Here is an 18,316-nt window from a genome sequence, read left to right as displayed (position 1 = left end):
TGATGCTCCACAACCTATAGCATGAACTTATGCCGGGAAACGGGGTTCCGAATTGCTGCGGCGCGCGCGGCCGTGCCAATCAGCGGCCAGACCGAGAGGGAGGCCAGCCATGTCCAAGAAAACCGCACTTGTCATTTCCGCCCATGCCGCCGATTTCGTCTGGCGCTGCGGCGGGGCCATCGCGCTCCATGCCGAGATGGGCTATGATGTCACCGTCGCCTGCCTCAGCTTCGGCGAGCGCGGCGAGAGCGCCCGGCTCTGGAAGGAGGGCAAGTCGCTTCAGGAGGTCAAGGATATCCGCCGCGGCGAGGCGGAGGCCGCGGCCGAGGCGCTGGGGGTGCATCACCTGGAATGCTTCGACCTGGGCGACTACCCGCTCAACCTGGAACGCGACGACAAGGACCGGCTGGTAGATCTGATCCGCAAGGTGCAGCCGGCCTTCATGATGAGCCATTCCAAATACGATCCCTACAATACCGACCACATGTACATGACGCAGGTGGCGCTGGAATGCCGGATGATCGCCCAGGCCTGGGGGCACAATCCCGGCGAGACGGTGCTGGGCGCGCCGCAGCTCTACCTGTTCGAGCCGCACCAGACCGAGCAGATGGGCTGGAAGCCCGACACCTTCCTCGACATCACCCCGGTGTGGGAGAAAAAGCGCGCCGCGATGGAGCACATGAACGGGCAGGTCCATCTGTGGGACTATTACACCCGCGTCGCCCAGCAGCGCGCCAACCATTTCAAGCGCAATTCGGGCGGCCAGTCCGGCGGGCGCGACTGCCGCTATGCCGAAGGGTTCGAGTGCGTCTTCCCACGCACGGTGGACGAACTCTGAGCCGGGCAGGGGGCCGGGCGGGCTGCGCTGTCGCGGCCTGTCGGGCCGGGCGCGGATCCGCGATAGGATGACGGCATCCGATACCCCAGAGAAAGGACTTCCGGATGTTCTCCTTCCTGTCGCGTTTCGAACCCTACCTGCTGTCGGTCCTGCGGGCCGTCACGGGGCTGCTTTTCGTGCAGCACGGCTTCACCAAGCTGCTGGGCTGGCCGCGCACGCCGATGAGCGATGTCGCGATGAGTTCGCTGCCGGGCATTGCCGGGCTGTTCGAATTCGCCGGCGGCCTGCTGCTGATCGCCGGGCTCTTCACCCGGCCGACCGCCTTCGTGCTGTCGGGCATGATGGCCGTCGCCTATTTCACGGTGCATGCGCCGCAGGGCTTCTTCCCCATCGTCAATGGCGGGGAACTGGCCGCAACCTACTGCTTCGTCTTCCTTTACTTCTGCGTGGCCGGTCCCGGCCCCTGGTCGCTGGATGCGAAGCGCGCGGGGCGCTGATCCCCGCAGGCGGGGGGCCGGCCCCCCCGCCCGATCTGTCACAGGAGGCCCGCGATGAGCGACCCGACCGAACCCTGCCATGACATCGCCCATCTGGGCCATGTCGAGATGCTGACCGACCGTTTCGAGGAAAGCCTCGACTTCTTCACCCGCGTCTACGGTCTGAAACTGTCGGCGATCGCGGGGGAGTCCGCCTATCTCAGGGCCTGGGACGATTACGAATTCCACAGCCTGAAGCTGACCCGCGCCGAGACGACCGGGGTGGCGCATATCGGCTATCGCGCGGCCTCTCCCGCGGCGCTGGCGCGGCGCGTGGCGGCGATCGAGGCCTCGGGCTACAAGACCCATGGCTGGCAGGACGGCGATCCCGGCCATGGCCGCGCCTTCCGCTTCGAGGATCCGTTCGGCCATGTCTTCGAGATCTATTACGACACGGTCTGGTGGCAGCCGCAGGAGGAGGCCGAGCGCGCGGTGCTGAAGAACACCGCCTCCGCCTTCAGCGGCGCCGCGCCGCGCAGGCTGGACCACCTGAACCTGCTGGCCTCCGACGTGACCGAGTTCCGCCGCTTCATGGAGACCTGCCTGGGCTCGCGCGTGACCGAGTACATCCAGCTCGACAACGGACGGCTGGGCGGCTGCTGGTTCACCGTCAACAACAAGACCTATGATCTCGCCTGCACCGAGGAACATGGCGGCGGCCATGCCCGGCTGCACCATGTCACCTATGCCACCGACCAGCGCGAGGACATCCTGCGCGCGGCCGACATCTTCCTGCAGAACGGCGTCCATATCGAGACAGGCCCGCACAAGCACGCGGTGCAGGGCACCTTCTTCCTCTATGTCTGGGAACCCGCGGGCAACCGGGTGGAGCTGGCCAATTCCGGCGCGCGGCTGATCCTGGCGCCGGACTGGCAGCCGGTCTGCTGGACCGAGGCCGATCGCAGGAAGGGCCAGGCCTGGGGGCTGAAGACCATCGAGAGTTTCCACACACACGGCACCCCGCCGGTGAAGAGCAGGGAGGAGACCTGACAATGCCCGTCGTCCACCAGAAGATAGAGCGTGCCGAGCAGGCGGTCATCGACCGGCTCGGGCAGATCGGCACCGCCACCGTGCATGAGGCGCAGGGGCGCATCGGCGCGCTGCAGGGCCATCTGCGCCCGATCCAGCAGGACAGCATGATCGCCGGATCGGCGGTGACCATCTCGGCCGCGCCCGGCGACAACTGGATGGTGCATGTCGCCATCGAGCAGCTGCAGCCGGGCGACATCCTCGTGCTGGCCCCCACCTCGCCCTGCGAGGACGGCTATTTCGGCGACCTGCTGGCCACCTCGGCGCTGGCGCGGGGCTGCCGCGGGCTGGTGATCGAGGCGGGGGTGCGCGACACGCGCGACCTGCGCGAGATGGGCTTCCCGGTCTGGTCCAAGGCGGTCTCGATCCAGGGCACGGTCAAGGAGACCCCCGGCTCGGTCAACGTGCCGGTGGTGGTGGCGGGCCAGGCGATCCGGCCGGGCGACGTGATCTGCGCCGACGATGACGGCATCTGCGTCGTGCGCCGCGAGGAGGCCGCGTCCGTGCTGGAGAAGGCCGAGGCCCGGCTGGCGGCGGAAGAGGCCAAGCGGCTGCGCCTGGCGGCGGGCGAGCTGGGCCTGGATATCTACGACATGCGTCCGCGGCTCGAGGCGCGCGGCCTGAAATACGTCTGAGAGCCAGGGGAGGCCCCGGATCGCGGGCAGGGCCCGCCTCCGGGGCGGGACGGAGAGGATGACATGAGCATGGACGAAACCGGCGGCATCGCCTGCCTTTGGATGCGGGGCGGCACCTCGAAGGCGGCGGTCTTCCTGGCGCGGGACCTGCCGCAGGACCCCGCCGCGCGCGACGCATTGCTGCTGCGGATCATGGGCTCGCCCGATCCGGCGCAGATCGACGGCATCGGCGGGGCGGATCCGCTGACCTCGAAAGTGGCGGTGCTGTCGCCCGCCTCGCGGCCGGATGCCGATCTGGACTACCTGTTCCTGCAGGTCTTTCCCGACCGGCCGGTGGTGACGGATGCCCAGGCCTGCGGCAATATCCTCGCCGCTGCGGGTCCCGCGGCGATCGAGCTGGGCCTCGTGCCGCCCGCGGGAGAGGAGACAAGCCTGCGCATCCACATGCTCAATACCGGCGAGATCGCGGTCGCCCGCATCGCCACCCCCGGCGGACGGGTCAGCTATCGCGGCGGGGCGGCGATCGACGGGGTGCCGGGCACCCATGCGCCGGTGCCGCTGATGTTCACCGGGCTTGAAGGTTCGATGTGCGGCGCGCTGCTGCCGACGGGCCGGGCGGCGGACCGCATCGGCGGCGTGACCTGCACGCTGATCGACAACGGCATGCCCTGCGTCGTCATGGCGGCCGAGGCCCTCGGCATCGAGGGCACCGAAAGCCGCGAGACGCTGGATGCCGACGATGCCCTGAAGGCGCGGCTGGAGGCGATCCGGCTGGAAGCCGGGCCGCTGATGGGGCTCGGCGATGTCGCCGAGAAATCCGTGCCCAAGATGGTGCTGGTCTCGGCACCGCGGCGCGGCGGGGTGATTGCCACCCGCAGCTTCATTCCCCATCGCTGCCACGCCACGATCGGGGTTTTCGCGGCGGTCAGCGTGGCGACCGCTTGCACCCTGCCGGACAGCCCCGCCGCGGCGCTGGCCGAGCTGCCGCAGGATGACCGCTTTGCCGTCGAACACCCCACCGGCGCCGCGGAGGTGCTGATCGAGCGGGACGCGGCGGGCAGGGTCACTGCCGCCGGGACATTGCGCACCGCGCGCAAGCTGTTCCAGGGAACCGTCTTCCCCCGCGACAGCGCCTGAGATCCGGCCGAGTCGCCCGGCGGGCCGCAGGGCCGGAAAGGGATGCACCCGGCGGAACCCTGCCATGCAGCCGCGGGGCGGCGACTTGCCGCGCCGCGGCGCAGCCGACGGACTCACGAAAAAAGTGAACATATTCATCGCGCGCGCCGCCCCGCGCGCGCGACCGGCTTCGACATTGTTTCGGCGGCAAGTTTTCCCCCCGCGGCGCCGCCCGGACCAGGCCGGTCAAGAGCTTGGCGGAAAAGTGATGCCGGATGCGGAAGAGGCGATGTGTTTTGCGCTTGCGGCCTGTGCGACAGCGTGACACCTACGGCACTCCCCGCGGCCCGCGTATCGCCGCGCGCAATCCTTCGGCATATCCCGAGGCGATGCCGGCACTTCCTTGTGAGAGGATCACCCACGCGATGACCCTCTCGTCCTGAACCGAGAGGTACTAGTGAAAACTCTCCTGCAAACCGTCCTGATGGCCGTCATGGCCGCTGCCCTCTCGGGCTGTCAGTATGACGTGCTGTTCCCGGCCGGTTGGGTCGGGGCGCAGCAACGCGATCTGCTGGTGATTTCGACCCTGCTGATGCTGGTCGTGATCATCCCGGTCATCTTCATGGCCATCTACTTCCCGGTGAAATACCGCGCCGACCGCGAGGACAAGTCGGATTACGATCCCGCTTTCGCCCATTCCAACAAGCTGGAGGCGATCGTCTGGGGCGGCCCGATCATCATCATCCTCATCCTGGGCTGGCTGACCTGGATCTACACCCACCGGCTGGACCCCTACCGCCCGCTGGACATGGCCGGCGAGCCGGTCGAGGTTGAGGCCGTGTCGCTGGACTGGAAATGGCTGTTCATCTATCCGCAATACGGCATCGCCTCGGTCAATGAACTGGCCGTGCCCGAAGGCCGCCCGATCAATTTCCGCCTGACCTCCTCGACCGTGATGAACACTTTCTCGGTCCCGGCACTCGGCGGGATGATCTATTCGATGGCCGGCATGGAGACCAAGCTGCACCTGGTCGCGGACGAGACCGGCACCTTCGCGGGCCGCTCGGCGCATTACTCGGGCCCGGGCTTCTCGTGGATGACCTTCGACACGATCTCGATGGAAGAGGGCGATTTCGAGGGCTGGATCGAGAAGGTCCGCGCCGAGGGCGGCGAGCTGAGCCGCGCCTCCTACCTGGAACTGGAAAAGCCGACCATCGCCGAGCCGGTCCATTACTACGCCTCCGTCGCCGACGGGCTGTTCGACCGCGTGCGCGGCATGTGCGTCGAGGAAGGCAAGGCCTGCATGGATCAGATGATGATGATCGACGAGGCAGGCGGCGGCGGCCTGGAGGGCATCCCGCTGGAACCGCTCTTCGAATATGACCCCCAGCGCGCGATCGACGGCTTCGGCAACCTTCTGCCCTCGGACGACCTGAGCGCGCAGAACCTGTCGTATTCCGACGATGCGTATCTCCTGGCCATGCTGACGTCCGATGCGGACGCTCTGTGCCGCACGACCCCGGAGCAAGACAATGGCAACTGAAGCCCTTCATACCTCACCTCCCGACACGTGGTCGCCGATCTTCGGGCGGCTGAACTGGGGATGGATCCCCTATCACGAGCCGATCCTGGTCGGCACCTTCTCGGCCATCGTGCTGGGCGGGCTTGCCGTGCTGCTGCTGATGACGCGGTTCAGGCTGTGGGGTCCGTTCTGGCATGGCTGGGTCACGACGATCGACCACAAGAAGATCGGCATCATGTACATGGCGCTTGGCTTCATCATGTTCGTGCGCGGATTTGCCGACGCGATCATGATGCGCGCCCAGCAGGCCATGGCCGCCGGCGGGGCCGAGGGCTATCTGCCGCCGCACCATTTCGACCAGGTCTTCACCGCCCATGGCGTGATCATGATCTTCTTCGTGGCGATGGCCTTCATCACCGGGATCATGAACTACGTCATGCCGCTGCAGATCGGCGCGCGCGACGTGGCCTTCCCCTTCCTCAACAACTTCTCCTTCTGGATGACGGTTGCCGGGGCGGTCCTGGTCAATATCTCGCTGTTCATCGGGGAATTCGCCCGGGTCGGCTGGCTGGCCTTCCCGCCATTGTCGGGGGCGAGCTACTCGACCGGGCCGGGGATGGATTACTACCTGTGGTCACTGCAGATCGCGGGGATCGGCACGACATTGTCGGGCATCAACATGATCGCCACGATCCTGAAGATGCGTTCGCCGGGCATGCGCCTGTTCGACATGCCGATCTTCACCTGGACGACGCTGTGCACCAACTTCCTGATCGTGGCCGCCTTCCCGGTGCTGACCGCGACGCTGACCATGCTGACGCTCGACCGCTACCTGGGGACCCATTTCTTCACGAATGACCTCGGCGGCAACTCGATGCTCTACATCAACCTGATCTGGATCTGGGGCCACCCGGAAGTCTACATCCTGATCCTGCCGATCTTCGGCGTCTTCTCCGAGATCGTCGCGACTTTCTCGGGCAAACCGATCTTCGGCTACAAGACCATGGTCTGGGCGACCGCCTGCATCATGGTGCTGAGCTTCATCGTCTGGCTGCACCACTTCTTCACCATGGGCTCGGGCGCCAATGTGAACGCCTTCTTCGGCATCACGACGATGATCATCGCGGTTCCGACGGGCGTGAAGATCTTCAACTGGCTGTTCACCATGTACAAGGGCTCGGTGCGTCTGGAGACCCCGATGCTGTGGACCATCGCCTTCATCGTCACCTTCACCATCGGCGGCATGACCGGCGTCCTGCTGGCCGTTCCCCCGGTCGACTTCCAGCTGCACAACACGCTGTTCCTGATCGCGCATTTCCACAACGTGATCATCGGCGGGGTGGTGTTCGGCGTCTATGCGGCCGTCACCTACTGGTGGCCCAAGGCCTTCGGCTTCAAGCTGCACGAGGGCTGGATGCGCCGCTGCTTCTGGCTGTGGGTGACCGGCTTCTACTTCGCCTTCATGCCGCTCTACGCGCTCGGCCTGATGGGGGCGACGCGCCGGATGAACGCCTATATGGACACGGCCTGGCAGATCTACTTCGTCATCGCGGCCTTCGGCGCCGTGCTGATCCTGGGCGGCATCGTCTGCGGCTTCGCGGGCGGCTATGTCTCGATCCTCAAGCGCAAGGAACTGGCCTGCGGCTCCGATCCGTGGAACGGGCGGACGCTGGACTGGGCGACCCAGTCGCCGGTGGCGCCCTACAACTTCCCCGAGGAGATCCAGGTCACCGGCCGGGACATGTTCTGGGAAATGAAGCAGAACGGCTTCAAGTGGTCGGGTCACTTCCATGACATCCACATGCCCAAGGGCACGTCCTCGGGCATCGTCCTGGCGGCCATGGCCACGGTCTTCGGCTTCGCGATGATCTGGTACATCTGGTGGCTGGCGATCATCAGCTTCCTGGGCTGCGTCGCCTATGGCATCGCCCATACCTTCAACTATGACCGCGACTTCTACATTCCCGCGAAGGACGTCGAGGCAAACGAGTCCAAGGACGCGATCGCATGACCATGATCGACAGCCCCGTCACGGGGCCCATCAAGGGGCCGGAAGGCCCCGAACACCACCCGGACCACCATCCCGCGCATCACGCCAGCCCCACCCCCATCGGGTTCTGGATCTACCTGATGAGCGACTGCGTGATCTTCGGGACGCTCTTCGCCACCTATGCCGTGCTGGGCTACAGCTATGGCGGCGGGCCGTCGCCGAAGGACCTGTTCGAACCGGGCTTCGTCTTCGTGGAAACGGCGCTGCTGCTGTTCTCCTCGATCACCTTCGGGATGGGGATGCTGCGCGCCGACAAGGGCGACATCGCCGGGCTGATCCGCTGGCTGCTGATCACCGCGGTCTTCGGCATCGGCTTCATCGCGATGGAACTCTATGAATTCCATCACCTGATCCATATCGGCGCCGGTCCGGACCGCTCGGCCTTCCTGTCGTCCTTCTTCCTGCTGGTCGGCACCCACGGTCTGCACGTGACCTTCGGCCTGGTGTGGCTGTTCGTGCTGGTCGCGCAGATCCGCATGCATGGCCTGGGCGAGGCCAACCGCCGCCGCCTGAACACGCTGAGCATGTTCTGGCACTTCCTCGACCTGATCTGGATCGGGGTCTTCTCCTTCGTCTATCTGGTGAGGCTCGTCTGATGTCCGAACACCCCGAACACGGCCAGGGCCATGTCGATCACGGCCACGGCGATCACGGCACTTTCGGCAGCCTGATGACGGGCTTCGGCCTGGCCGGCATCCTGACGCTGATCCCCTTCGGGATCGTCATGATGGAACCGGACTGGCAGCCGGTCGTCTCGATCGGGATCATCATGGGGCTGGGCGCGATCCAGATCGTGGTGCACCTGGTCTACTTCCTGCATCTCAACCGGGATTCCGAAGAGGGCTGGACCTTCGCGGCGACGATCTTCGCGATCGTCATCCTGGCCATCGTGCTGGCGGGCTCGCTCTGGGTCATGCACAACATGAACGCCAACATGATGCCGATGAGCGAAGAGAACATGACCGGCCTGCCCGACCTGCCCGCAGGGGCGGAGCATGGCGGCCACGGCGCCTCGCACGAGTGAGGAGCCGGGCATGAGCGCCGCCGCAACACGCCGGTCCCCGCGCAGGGGCCGGATCCTGGCGGTGACGATTGCCGCCGCAATCGGCCTGGGCGGGTTCTCCGCCCTGGCCATCTGGCAGGTCCAGCGGCTTCACTGGAAACGCGACCTGATCGAACGGGTGGATGCCCGCGTCCATGCCGATCCGGTCGCGGCACCGGGCCCGCAGGACTGGCCCGGCCTGACCCGCGAAAATGCCGAATACCGCCATGTCAGCGTGACCGGCAGCTATCTTCCCGATGCCGATATCCCGATCTACGTGCCCTCCGACTGGGGCCCCGCCTACTGGATCCTGACACCGCTGCGCCGCGAGGATGGCAGCATCGTCATGATCAATCGCGGCATGGCCCCCGAGACCGAGCTGGAGACCCTGCCGCCCGCGCCCTCGGGCGAGGTGACGGTGACCGGGCTTCTGCGGATCAGCGAGGACGAGGGCTGGCTTTTCTCGCAGGAGAACCGCCCCGACGAGCAAAAATGGTACCGCCGCGACATCGGGTCGATCACCGCGACGCTGGGTTATGATCCGGCCGCGCCCTATTTCATCGATGCCGACCTCGTCGATCCCGAGGCCTGGCCCCGGGCGGGCATGACGGTGATCCAGTTCCGCAATGCGCATCTGAGCTATGCCCTGACCTGGGGCGCGCTGGCGCTTCTGGTGATCGGCGGCTACGGGCTGTTCCTGCGTCAGGAACTGCGCCCGCGCGACTGACCGGCGCCCGGCCCGCGGGCCGGGTCCCCCCATCTCCCGGGACATCAGGCAAAAAAAAACGGCGACCGGAAATCCGGACCGCCGCTGGTCTCCGTGGCTCAGGGAGGAGGAGGAGCCGTGGAGAACCTGAAGATAGTCGATGCCTGACCTTCGCATCCGCGCCGCGCTGCGGCAAGTCACAAAGATGTATGGCCGATCTGCATTTCCTGCATGGCGCGGGCTAGTCCGGCAGTTTCGGGCGCGGCATCCGGAAGACCTCCGTGATCGCGCCGAAATCGGAATAGCCCAGCCGCGTCAGCGGCCGGAACCGGGTCACGTCGAACCGCCCGTCCCCGTCCAGGCAGTCGTCGCGCAGGTGGATCGCCTCGATCCGCGCGATCATCAGGCGGTTCGCCTCGCCTTCCAGATCCAGGGTCCGGGTCAGGCGGCATTCCAGCGCGGCGGGCGCATGGGCCAGGCGCGGGCAGTCGATGGTCTCGCATTCCGCCAGTTCCAGCCCCAGATGCGCCGCCTCGTCCACCGCCGCGGGGAAGGGCGCGGATGAGGCATTCAGCGCGTCGCGATCCTCGTAGCCCGCGATGTTGATGCACAGCACACCGGTTTCCGATGCCTGGGCAAAGGTGTCCTTGCCGATCTCGCGGTCGGCCTTGTTGCCGATCGAGGCGACGATGACCTGCGGCGGCGTATAGGCCACGGCGTTGAAGAAGGAATAGGGCGACAGGTTGATGCGGCCGTCGCCCCCGCGCGTGGTGATCCAGGCAATCGGGCGCGGCGACACGATGGCGGTCAGCGGGTCGCGGGGCAGGGGGCTGCCCTGGGCGGTGCGGTAGAACATGCCGTATCTCCTGGCTTGGGCCGGGCGGGGGGCGCCCGGACGGTCGGACCCGGTTCTTCCTGCCCGATCATAGGGCAGATGCACATGCGGCAGCTCCGCCCGCCCCGGCGATCGGACAGGGCGCGGCAAATCGGCGGCAAACCCGACGGCAGGCGTTGCCAAGTCCTTGCCATCGTAGCATTGTCTCGGCCGGGAGGGATGAGGGAGTTGTTCCTCCGCAAAATGCGAAGGGAGAATTTCATGGATCGTCGCAAGTTCATCAAGGGCTCGGCCCTGGGCGGCGTGGGTGCCGCCGGTGCCGCACTGGCAAGCCCCGCCATCGCCCAGTCGATGCCGAAGATCCAGTGGCGCTGCACCTCGTCCTTCCCCAAGTCGCTGGACACGATCTATGGCGGCGCGGAAGACGTGGCGAAATATGTCAGCGAGGCCACCGACGGCAATTTCACCATCCAGGTCTATGCCGCGGGCGAGATCGTGCCCGGCCTGCAGGCCGCGGATGCCGTCTCCTCCGGGACCGTGGAGATGTGCCACACCGCGCCCTATTACTATGTCGGCAAGAACCCCGCCTATGCGCTTGGCGCGACCATCCCCTTCGGGCTGAACGCGCGCGGCATGCATGCCTGGCTGTATTACGGCGGCGGCATGGACCTGGTGAACGAATTCTACAATTCCGAGGGTCTGCACTACATTCCCGCCGGCAATACCGGCGCGCAGATGGGCGGCTGGTTCCGCAAGGAGATCAACTCGGTCGCCGATCTGAGCGGTCTGAAGATGCGCATCGCGGGGCTTGCGGGCAACACGATGAGCAAGCTCGGCGTCGTGCCCCAGCAGATCGCCGGCGGCGACATCTACCCGTCTCTGGAACGCGGCACGATCGACGCGGCCGAATGGATCGGCCCCTATGACGACGAGAAGCTGGGCTTCTACAAGGTCGCGCCCTACTATTACTATCCCGGCTGGTGGGAAGGGAACCTGATCCTCAACCTCTTCGTCAACAACGACAAGTGGAACGAGCTGCCCGACGCCTACAAGAGCCTGCTGCAGACCGCCGGTCGCGCCGCCACGATCGAGATGCTGGCGGAATACGACTACAAGAACCCGACCGCGATCAAGAAGCTGGTGCAGAACGGCACCCAGCTGCGGCCCTTCCCGCAGGACGTGATGCAGGCCTGTTTCGAGGCGGCCAACGAGCTCTATGACGAGCTGAACGCCTCCAACCCGGCCTGGAAGAAGATCTTCGACAGCCAGATGGCCTTCCGCGGGGAAACCTACCTGTGGAACCAGGTGGCGGAATACACTTTCGACACGTTCATGATGGTCAAGCAGCGCGAAGGCGCCCTGGCCACCGACGGCTGAGCCGGACCGCCGTCCCGAATGCAGAAGGGCCCGCCATTGGCGGGCCCTTTTCCTTTGCCCCGCCCTGCCGGGGCAGGGCGGACGCGCCTCAGTTGAAACTGGGCGGCTGCGACAGGTCCGTCGCGGGGGCGGGGGGCGTCGGGGATGGCGCCGGGGTCGCCGGGGCGGCCGGGGCAGGGGCATCGAGCCCCTGCAGCGGCGGCAGACCCAGGCCCCCGCCGCCCTGCGCAGGCGCGGCGGCGGGCGCCCCGGAAGCGGGCGCATCCAGCCCCTGAAGCGGCGGCAGGCCCAGGGCATTGCCGCCCGAAGGCGCGGCCGGGGCCGGGGCATTGCCCATCCCGCTCAGCGGAGGCAGGCCCAGCCCGCCGCCGTTATCCGTCCCGCTGCCGCCGATGGGCGGCAGGCCCAGGCCGCCATTCGACGGCGGGCTGACCTGGATCTGCCCGGCCGGCGGGGTGACCGGCTGGGATTTGTAATGCGTCACCAGGTAGGGGAAGGAAATCACCGCCACGATCATTGCCACATTGATGGCGATGAAGGGGATGGCGCCCTTGTAGATATCCGTCGTGCGGATCGCGGGCATCCTGCGGCCGGTGCGCTCATCCGCCCAGTCCCTGGCCGGGGCCACGGAGCGCAGGTAGAACAGCGAGAAGCCGAAGGGCGGCGTCAGGAAGCTGGCCTGGAGGTTGATGCCCAGGATCACCCCGAACCACACCAGGTCGATCCCCAGCGCCGAGGCGACCGGCGCCAGCAGCGGCACCAGGATGAAGGCGATCTCGAAGAAGTCGAGGAAGCAGCCCAGGATGAAGACCACGATGGTGACGACCAGCAGGAAGCCGTATTCCCCGCCGGGCAGCCCCAGCAGCAGCTCCTCCAGCCAGACATTGCCGTTCACCCCGTAGAAGGTCAGGCCGAAGACCCGCGCCCCGATCAGGATGAACATCACGAAGGCCGACAGGGTCGTCGTCGCCTGGACCGAGGATTTCAGGATGGAGAAGGTCAGCCGCTTTTTCATCAGCGCCAGCACCAGCGCGCCGACCGCGCCCATGGCGCCGCCCTCGGTGGGGGTGGCGATGCCCAGGAAGATCGTGCCCAGCACCAGGAAGATCAGCGCCAGCGGCGGGATCAGCACGATGATGACCTGTTCGGCCAGGTGCGAGATGATCCCCAGCCCCGCCTTGCGGTTCACCAGCGCGAAGACGAAGATCGCGCCCACTGCCAGCGCCGCAGCGGCGACGAACTGGTTGGCATCCGACAGGTGGGTGAACAGCACATGCGTGCCCAGAAGGTAGATCGCCACCGCCGCCGCGACCGAGACGACCAGCGAGGTCACCCCGCCACCCAGCGTCCGTTCGGAGGCGGGCAGCGCCGGGACCAGCTCGGGGCGGAGGATCGACAGGATGAAGATGTAGAGGCAGTAGGCCCCCACCAGGATCAGCGACGGCCAGAGCGCGCCGATATACATGTCGCCCACCGACACGCCCAGCTGGTCGGCCATGACGATCAGCACCAGCGACGGCGGCACGATCTGCGCCAGCGTGCCGGAGGCGACGATGGTGCCGGTGGCGACCGAGGGCGCATAGTTGAACCGCTGCATGATCGGCAGCGAGATCAGCCCCATCGCGATCACCGAGGCCGCGACCACGCCGGTCGTGGCGGCCAGCAGCGCGCCGACCAGGATCACCGCATAGGCCAGGCCGCCGCGCACCGGGCCGAAGAGCTGGCCGATCGTGTCCAGAAGGTCCTCGGCCATGCCGGAGCGTTCCAGGATCAGCCCCATGAAGGTAAAGAACGGGATCGCCAATAGCGTGTCGTTCGACATGATGCCGAAGACCCGCTCGGGCTGCGCGCCCAGCAGCGGCCAGAAGAGGTTGATCTCCGAGGGCGCGATTTCCGACAGGCCGACGCCGACCACGAAGAAGAACAGCCCGCCCGCGGCAAGCGTCAGGGCGACCGGATAGCCGATCAGCAGCATCGCCATGACGGAGATGAACATGATCGGGGCAAGGTTATGGGCGATCAGTTCAAGCACGGTCCGCGCCTCCGGTCTCTTCCATCATCTGGGCGTGCTCGCGCAGTTCGGGCGGAAGCTGTTCCTCCTCGCTCTCGGCGGGCATGGGCAGGTCGCCCTTCAGCATGGCGATGGTCTTGATGATCTCAGAGATGCCCTGGAAGACCAGCACGACGAACCCCGCCAGCACCAGCGCCTTGGCCGGCCACAGGATCAGCCCGCCGGCATTCATCGAATATTCGCCGGTGGTGATGGAGCGCAGGAAGAACGGCCAGCTCAGCCGGGTCATCAGCACCACGAAGGGCATCAGGAACAGGATATGGCAGGCCAGGTCGACCCAGAGCCGCGTGCGCCGCGACAGATGCGCCGAGACGACATCGATGCGCACATGTTCGTTCTTCTGCAGGGTCCAGGCGGCGGCCAGCATGAAGACCGCCCCGAACAGGTACCACTGAAGCTCGAGCCAGGCATTGGACGACAGGTCGAACGCCTTGCGGATGATCGCATTCGCGGCGCTGACCAGGACCGCCACGAGGATCAGCCAGGCAACGCCCTTGCCGATCCAGGCGGTGACCCGGTCGATGCCCCGGCTGCACCGGATGAGAAAATTCAAGCTTGCCCCCTTGATCTGCGCGGCCGCGGTCAGCCGGGCGGCGCCCGTCGCGGGCGCGCCGGCGGCAATCCGGCGGTCAGTTTCCCGGCACCCTTAGTGGCCGCCGCGGCGCATCGCAACATTCACCACGCGGCGGGCGCGGGATTTCGGGAAGAAAGCGGGGGCGCCGGGCTGCGGCCGCGCGGTTTCACGGCAAAGTGACCCTGCGCGGGGCGCCGCGACACGGTGACGGATGGCCGATCCCCTCAGTCGGGGGCAGGGTGGCGGCGCCATGGGTCGCGAGGGAGGAAGTCATGGGTCTCGTCGGAATCGTCCTGTCGCTATGCCTGCTGATGTACCTGGCCTATCGCGGCATCAACGTGCTGATCCTTGCGCCGCTCCTGGCGATGCTGGCGGTGCTGATGTCCGGCGGCCTGCCGGTGCTGGCAACCTATACCCAGGTTTTCATGAAATCGCTGGGCGGCTATGTCATCACCTATTTCCCGCTGTTCCTGCTGGGCGCGATCTTCGGCAAGGTCATGGCCGATGGCGGCGCGGCGCGGGCCATCGCCGAACGCATCGTCGACTGGACCGGCCCGACCCGCGCGATCCTTGCCGTGGTGCTGGCCTGCGGGGTGCTGACCTATGGCGGCGTCTCGCTCTTCGTCGTGGCCTTCGCCATCTATCCCATCGCCAATGCGCTGTTCCGCCGGGCCGACGTGCCCAAGCGGCTGTTGCCGGCGGCCATCGCGCTGGGGTCCTTCACCTTCACCATGACCGCCTTTCCCGGCACGCCCGCCATCCAGAACGCCATCCCGATGCCGTTCTTCGGCACCAATGTCTTCGCCGCGCCGGTCTATGGCACGCTGGCGGGGCTGGTGATGCTGTTCGGCGGCACCGCCTTCCTGAACCTGCGCGCCCGCAGCGCGCAGGCGGCGGGCGAGGGCTACGGCACCCATGGCGCCACCTCGGCCGATAGCTCGCTGCCCGAGGATGCCCCGCTGCCCTCCTTCGCGCTGGCGATCCTGCCGGTGGCGGCGGTGATCGTGCTCAACGGCCTCTTCACCTATCTGGTGATCCCCAACATGGAGGCCGCCTATCTGGCCGAGCCGCAATACGGCGCGACGGAACTGTCCAAGGTCGCGGGCATCTGGGGGATCATCGTGGCGCTGACCCTGGCGATCCTGATGGCGCTGGCGATCGGCTGGCGGCGCTTTGCCGACGTCAAGGAGACGGTGAATGCCGGCACGATGGGGTCGCTCCTGCCGATCTTCAACACCGCCTCCGAAGTGGGCTATGGCGCGGTGATCGCTTCGCTGCCCGCCTTCGCGCTGATCCGCGACGCGGTGCTGGGGCTGTTTCCGGGCAACCCGGTCGCCTCGCTGGCGGTGGCGGTCAACGTGCTGGCGGGGATCACCGGCTCGGCCTCGGGCGGCATGTCCATCGCGCTCGGCGCCCTGGGCGAGCAATTCGCCCAGATGGGGCAGGACCAGGGCATTTCCATGGGGCTGATGCACCGGGTGACGGCCCTGTCCTCCGGCGGGTTCGACGCGCTGCCGCATAACGGCGCGGTCATCACGCTGCTGGCGATCACCGGGCTGACCCACAAGAAAAGCTATGGCGACATCTTCGTCGTCGCGGTGGGCATTCCGGTGCTGGCCACGGTCGGGGTGATCGTGCTGGGCACGCTCTTCGGCTGAGGCGGCTCAGCGCGCGATACCGGCCATCGTGCAGCCGAGCGCGCGCTGCAGTTCCGCCGGCGCGATGCGGATCTGCAGCCCGCGCTGCCCGCCATTGACGAAGATCTCCGCATGCGCCGCGGCCGAGGCATCCAGCACCGCGGGGGCGCGCTTGCGCTGGCCCAGAGGGCTGACCCCGCCGATCTTGTAGCCGGTCTGCCGCTCCGCCTCGGCGGGGGGCATCATCTTCGCCGATTTCGCGCCGAGCGCGGCGGCCAGCTTCTTCATGTTCGCCTCCGCATCGGCAGGCAGGATCGCGCAGGCGGGCTTGCCATCGGCCAGCACCATCAGCGTCTTGAAGACCTGCGCGGGCGCCACGCCCATCGCCTCGGCCGCCTGCAGCCCGACCTTGGCCGCGCCCGGGTCATAGTCGTATTCAGCCAGGTCATGGGCGATGCCCGCGCGGGTCAGCGCCTGGGTGGCGGGGGTTCCTCTGGACATGGGGGCTCCTTTTCTCTCAGGCCGGAACGGCCGGGCGCCGCGCCGGGCGCGGCAGGGTGACGATGACGAGGCAGGACAGCACCAGCGCGACCCCGGCCCAGCCGGTGGCGGCCAGCCTTTCGCCGACCACCGCCATGGCGAGCATCGCGGCGACCACCGGCTCCAGCAGGGTCAGCGTGGTCGCCGTGCTGGCCGGCACCCGCGCCAGCCCGTAGCCATAGGCCAGGTAGCCCAGGAACATCGGCACCAGCGCCATGTAGGCGCCGACCGCGGCATTGGACCAGCTGTCGAGAAAGGGCGCGCCGGTCGCGGCCAGCACCGGCAGCAGCAGCAGGCCGCCCGCCCCGAAGGTCGCCCCCATCGCGGCCGCCGCGCCGGTGCCGCGCAGCATCATCGCCCGCGCCGTCCAGGAATAGAGCGCATAGCTCGCCGCCCCGGCCAGCCCCAGGACGATCCCCGCCGTGACGGCATCGCCCGGGGTGCCGGGACCGCTGCCATGGCCCGCGCAGATCAGGCCGATCCCGGCAATGCCGCAGGCCGCGCCCAGGCTCCAGCGGGCCGAGAGACGCCGCCCCTCGGCGATGCGTTCCACGAGCGCGCTGAAGATCGGCGCCGCGCCGATGGTGACGACGGTGCCGATGGTGACGCCCGCCAGGCGCATCGAACCGTAGAAGGCCAGCGGATAGACGGCCACCGCCAGCGCCCCGGGCAGCAGGTACCGCCATTGCCCGAGCATGCCGCGCCGCGCCCGCCAGATCCGGGGCAGGGCCACCAGCGCCTGCATCAGCCCGCCCAGCCCTATCGCCGCCGCGCCGATCGCCGCCGCCCCCAGGGCGGGGGCAAGGCTGGCGGCGGTGCCGGTCGTGCCCCACAGCACCGCTGCCGCGAGGATCGCCGCGACCCCGGCCGCGTTCTGCCGTCCCGTCATGTCACAGGCGCTCCAGCAGGTCTTCGGTGATGGCGCGGGCGGCCAGGATGCGGGCACTGCCGCCCTCCAGCCCGGCCAGGGTGATCGCGCCTTCCAGCAACATCAGGCTCTGCCCCGCCAGCGCCGCGGCGCGGCCGGGATCATCCGGCAGGAGACGGGCGAATTCCGCCGCCAGCAGCGCCTCGACCTCCGCCTTGTGCGCCCGCACGGCGGCCCGTCCCGGGGCCCCGACGGGCAGTTCGGCGGCAGCATTCAGCAGGCCGCAGCCGCGGAACCCGTGGGCATAGGCCATCTCGGCATGGTCGCGATAGGCGTCGAACACCGCGAGGATGCGCGCACGCGGCGTGACGGCCTCTGCGGCCCGGGCGGCATGCAGCCCCAGCCATTCGCCATGGCGCGCCGCGACATAGGCGGCGACGAGGTCGGATTTTGAGGCGAAGTTGTTATAGAGGCTCTTCTTGGCCACGCCCGCCCGGCGGGTGATCGTGTCGATCCCGGTGGCGGCGATGCCATGGGCATAGAACAGCTCGGCCGCCGCCGCCAGCAGGCGGTCGCGTGCAGGCGCGGCAGGGCGGGAAGGGTCCGGGATGTCCATGGCGGCTCCGAAAGGAATAGGTAGACCTGTCTACCTACCTTTCCGGAGCCGGGCAATCCCCGATCGCGCTCAGCCGGTGCGGGTCGTCACCGCCGCCAGCAGCGCCCCCGTGCCGTCGCGCAGGCTCAGCCCCTGTGCGCAGGCCTCGGCGCTGACCATGCCGCCGGGGTCCAGATTGCCCAGATAGGTGATCTCCCTTTCGCGCAGCGCGCCCCCCGCGGGCGCGGCCATCTCGGCGATCATCGAGAAGGCGGGGAAATAGAGCAGCCCCGCGGCGTTGAAATCCAGCGCGGGCAGGGGCGCGTAGCGAAAGCACGGCTCGCC

General features: G+C 67.6%; 18 protein-coding genes and 1 pseudogene. 12 read left to right on the top strand and 7 right to left on the bottom strand.

The genetic code is table 11. The features are described from left to right. Positions 1-109: 109 nt before the first annotated feature. From ICN82_RS10000 to ICN82_RS09955, 10 genes are all read left to right on the top strand, one after another. Positions 110-838, top strand: coding sequence for a PIG-L deacetylase family protein (locus tag ICN82_RS10000; protein ID WP_193182219.1), 729 nt, complete (start codon positions 110-112; stop codon positions 836-838). A 104-nt stretch (positions 839-942) separates the two neighbouring features. Further along, entirely contained in the window at positions 943-1,335 is a 393-nt protein-coding gene (locus ICN82_RS09995) for a DoxX family protein (RefSeq protein ID WP_193182217.1), read from the top strand. A gap of 54 nt (positions 1,336-1,389) precedes the next feature. Further along, on the top strand, positions 1,390-2,364 hold the full coding sequence (locus ICN82_RS09990; RefSeq protein WP_193182215.1) for a VOC family protein: 975 nt from the start codon (positions 1,390-1,392) through the stop codon (positions 2,362-2,364). Positions 2,365-2,366: 2 nt separating this feature from the next. Further along, a complete protein-coding gene (locus tag ICN82_RS09985; protein ID WP_193182213.1) occupies positions 2,367-3,038 on the top strand; it encodes a 4-carboxy-4-hydroxy-2-oxoadipate aldolase/oxaloacetate decarboxylase in 672 nt (223 codons plus the stop codon). A 63-nt stretch (positions 3,039-3,101) separates the two neighbouring features. Beyond that, entirely contained in the window at positions 3,102-4,175 is a 1,074-nt protein-coding gene (locus tag ICN82_RS09980; RefSeq protein WP_226898412.1) for a 4-oxalomesaconate tautomerase, read from the top strand. A gap of 436 nt (positions 4,176-4,611) precedes the next feature. Next, entirely contained in the window at positions 4,612-5,697 is a 1,086-nt protein-coding gene (gene cyoA / locus ICN82_RS09975) for a ubiquinol oxidase subunit II (protein ID WP_330998985.1), read from the top strand. Next, positions 5,687-7,687, top strand: a complete 2,001-nt coding sequence (gene cyoB, locus ICN82_RS09970) for a cytochrome o ubiquinol oxidase subunit I (RefSeq protein ID WP_193182211.1) — start codon at positions 5,687-5,689, stop codon at positions 7,685-7,687. The genes cyoA and cyoB overlap by 11 nt, the downstream gene beginning before the upstream one ends. Beyond that, complete coding sequence (gene cyoC, locus ICN82_RS09965; RefSeq protein ID WP_407943755.1) at positions 7,684-8,322, top strand: cytochrome o ubiquinol oxidase subunit III; 639 nt, start codon at positions 7,684-7,686, stop codon at positions 8,320-8,322. Before cyoB ends, cyoC begins: the two co-directional genes overlap by 4 nt. Then, positions 8,322-8,750 (top strand): cytochrome o ubiquinol oxidase subunit IV, encoded by a 429-nt coding sequence (cyoD, locus tag ICN82_RS09960; protein ID WP_193182209.1) that lies wholly within the window; start codon positions 8,322-8,324, stop codon positions 8,748-8,750. The genes cyoC and cyoD overlap by 1 nt, the downstream gene beginning before the upstream one ends. Before the next feature lie 10 nt (positions 8,751-8,760). Next, the gene (locus ICN82_RS09955) at positions 8,761-9,495 is read left to right on the top strand and encodes an SURF1 family protein (protein WP_193182208.1); all 735 of its coding nucleotides are present in this window, start codon (positions 8,761-8,763) and stop codon (positions 9,493-9,495) included. Between the two features lie 220 nt (positions 9,496-9,715). On the opposite strand, the gene ICN82_RS09950 is transcribed toward ICN82_RS09955, so the two are convergent. Continuing rightward, positions 9,716-10,330 carry a flavin reductase family protein gene (locus ICN82_RS09950; protein ID WP_193182206.1) on the bottom strand — a complete coding sequence of 205 codons (615 nt, stop codon included), beginning with the start codon at positions 10,328-10,330 and terminating at the stop codon, positions 9,716-9,718. 240 nt (positions 10,331-10,570) lie between these two features. Here ICN82_RS09950 and ICN82_RS09945 point away from each other — a divergent pair, with 240 nt between their 5' ends. Further along, complete coding sequence (locus tag ICN82_RS09945) at positions 10,571-11,686, top strand: TRAP transporter substrate-binding protein (protein ID WP_193182204.1); 1,116 nt, start codon at positions 10,571-10,573, stop codon at positions 11,684-11,686. Positions 11,687-11,774: 88 nt separating this feature from the next. Here the strand turns inward: ICN82_RS09945 and ICN82_RS09940 are convergent, their stop codons facing one another. Together ICN82_RS09940 and ICN82_RS09935 are read right to left on the bottom strand one after the other, a co-directional pair. Then, positions 11,775-13,718 carry a TRAP transporter large permease gene (locus tag ICN82_RS09940; RefSeq protein WP_193182201.1) on the bottom strand — a complete coding sequence of 648 codons (1,944 nt, stop codon included), beginning with the start codon at positions 13,716-13,718 and terminating at the stop codon, positions 11,775-11,777. Beyond that, positions 13,711-14,310, bottom strand: a complete 600-nt coding sequence (locus ICN82_RS09935; RefSeq protein ID WP_193182199.1) for a TRAP transporter small permease subunit — start codon at positions 14,308-14,310, stop codon at positions 13,711-13,713. The genes ICN82_RS09940 and ICN82_RS09935 overlap by 8 nt, the downstream gene beginning before the upstream one ends. A 293-nt stretch (positions 14,311-14,603) precedes the next feature. Between ICN82_RS09935 and ICN82_RS09930 the strand changes: the two genes are divergently transcribed. Then, positions 14,604-15,989, top strand: a complete 1,386-nt coding sequence (locus tag ICN82_RS09930; RefSeq protein ID WP_193182196.1) for a GntP family permease — start codon at positions 14,604-14,606, stop codon at positions 15,987-15,989. 6 nt (positions 15,990-15,995) lie between these two features. On the opposite strand, the gene ybaK is transcribed toward ICN82_RS09930, so the two are convergent. From ybaK to ICN82_RS09910, 4 genes and pseudogenes are all read right to left on the bottom strand, one after another. Further along, positions 15,996-16,469 (bottom strand): Cys-tRNA(Pro) deacylase, encoded by a 474-nt coding sequence (gene ybaK, locus ICN82_RS09925; RefSeq protein ID WP_193182194.1) that lies wholly within the window; start codon positions 16,467-16,469, stop codon positions 15,996-15,998. 16 nt (positions 16,470-16,485) lie between these two features. Then, entirely contained in the window at positions 16,486-17,397 is a 912-nt protein-coding gene (locus ICN82_RS09920; RefSeq protein ID WP_193182186.1) for a DMT family transporter, read from the bottom strand. Between the two features lies 1 nt (position 17,398). Beyond that, complete coding sequence (locus ICN82_RS09915) at positions 17,399-17,992, bottom strand: TetR/AcrR family transcriptional regulator (protein ID WP_193182184.1); 594 nt, start codon at positions 17,990-17,992, stop codon at positions 17,399-17,401. 69 nt (positions 17,993-18,061) lie between these two features. Then, positions 18,062-18,316: pseudogene (locus ICN82_RS09910) on the bottom strand (Pnap_2097 family protein); the annotation flags it as partial.

Source organism: Mangrovicoccus algicola, from assembly GCF_014903745.1.
GTDB classification, from domain to species: Bacteria; Pseudomonadota; Alphaproteobacteria; order Rhodobacterales; family Rhodobacteraceae; genus Mangrovicoccus; species Mangrovicoccus algicola.
Note: the sequence above shows the minus strand (reverse complement) of the source record. Positions and strands in the feature narration are given on the sequence as shown.

Bases quoted from the DNA above. Each gene is read 5' to 3' on its own strand.
- ICN82_RS09915 (WP_193182184.1), bottom strand. From the start codon at position 17,992: ATGGACATCCCGGACCCTTCCCGCCCTGCCGCGCCTGCACGCGACCGC.
- cyoD (WP_193182209.1), top strand. From the start codon at position 8,322: ATGTCCGAACACCCCGAACACGGCCAGGGCCATGTCGATCACGGCCAC.
- ICN82_RS09990 (WP_193182215.1), top strand. From the start codon at position 1,390: ATGAGCGACCCGACCGAACCCTGCCATGACATCGCCCATCTGGGCCAT.
- cyoC (WP_407943755.1), top strand. From the start codon at position 7,684: ATGACCATGATCGACAGCCCCGTCACGGGGCCCATCAAGGGGCCGGAA.
- ICN82_RS09995 (WP_193182217.1), top strand. From the start codon at position 943: ATGTTCTCCTTCCTGTCGCGTTTCGAACCCTACCTGCTGTCGGTCCTG.
- ICN82_RS09950 (WP_193182206.1), bottom strand. From the start codon at position 10,330: ATGTTCTACCGCACCGCCCAGGGCAGCCCCCTGCCCCGCGACCCGCTG.
- ICN82_RS09930 (WP_193182196.1), top strand. From the start codon at position 14,604: ATGGGTCTCGTCGGAATCGTCCTGTCGCTATGCCTGCTGATGTACCTG.
- ICN82_RS09980 (WP_226898412.1), top strand. From the start codon at position 3,102: ATGAGCATGGACGAAACCGGCGGCATCGCCTGCCTTTGGATGCGGGGC.
- ICN82_RS09945 (WP_193182204.1), top strand. From the start codon at position 10,571: ATGGATCGTCGCAAGTTCATCAAGGGCTCGGCCCTGGGCGGCGTGGGT.
- ICN82_RS09920 (WP_193182186.1), bottom strand. From the start codon at position 17,397: ATGACGGGACGGCAGAACGCGGCCGGGGTCGCGGCGATCCTCGCGGCA.
- ybaK (WP_193182194.1), bottom strand. From the start codon at position 16,469: ATGTCCAGAGGAACCCCCGCCACCCAGGCGCTGACCCGCGCGGGCATC.
- ICN82_RS09955 (WP_193182208.1), top strand. From the start codon at position 8,761: ATGAGCGCCGCCGCAACACGCCGGTCCCCGCGCAGGGGCCGGATCCTG.
- ICN82_RS10000 (WP_193182219.1), top strand. From the start codon at position 110: ATGTCCAAGAAAACCGCACTTGTCATTTCCGCCCATGCCGCCGATTTC.
- ICN82_RS09985 (WP_193182213.1), top strand. From the start codon at position 2,367: ATGCCCGTCGTCCACCAGAAGATAGAGCGTGCCGAGCAGGCGGTCATC.
- cyoB (WP_193182211.1), top strand. From the start codon at position 5,687: ATGGCAACTGAAGCCCTTCATACCTCACCTCCCGACACGTGGTCGCCG.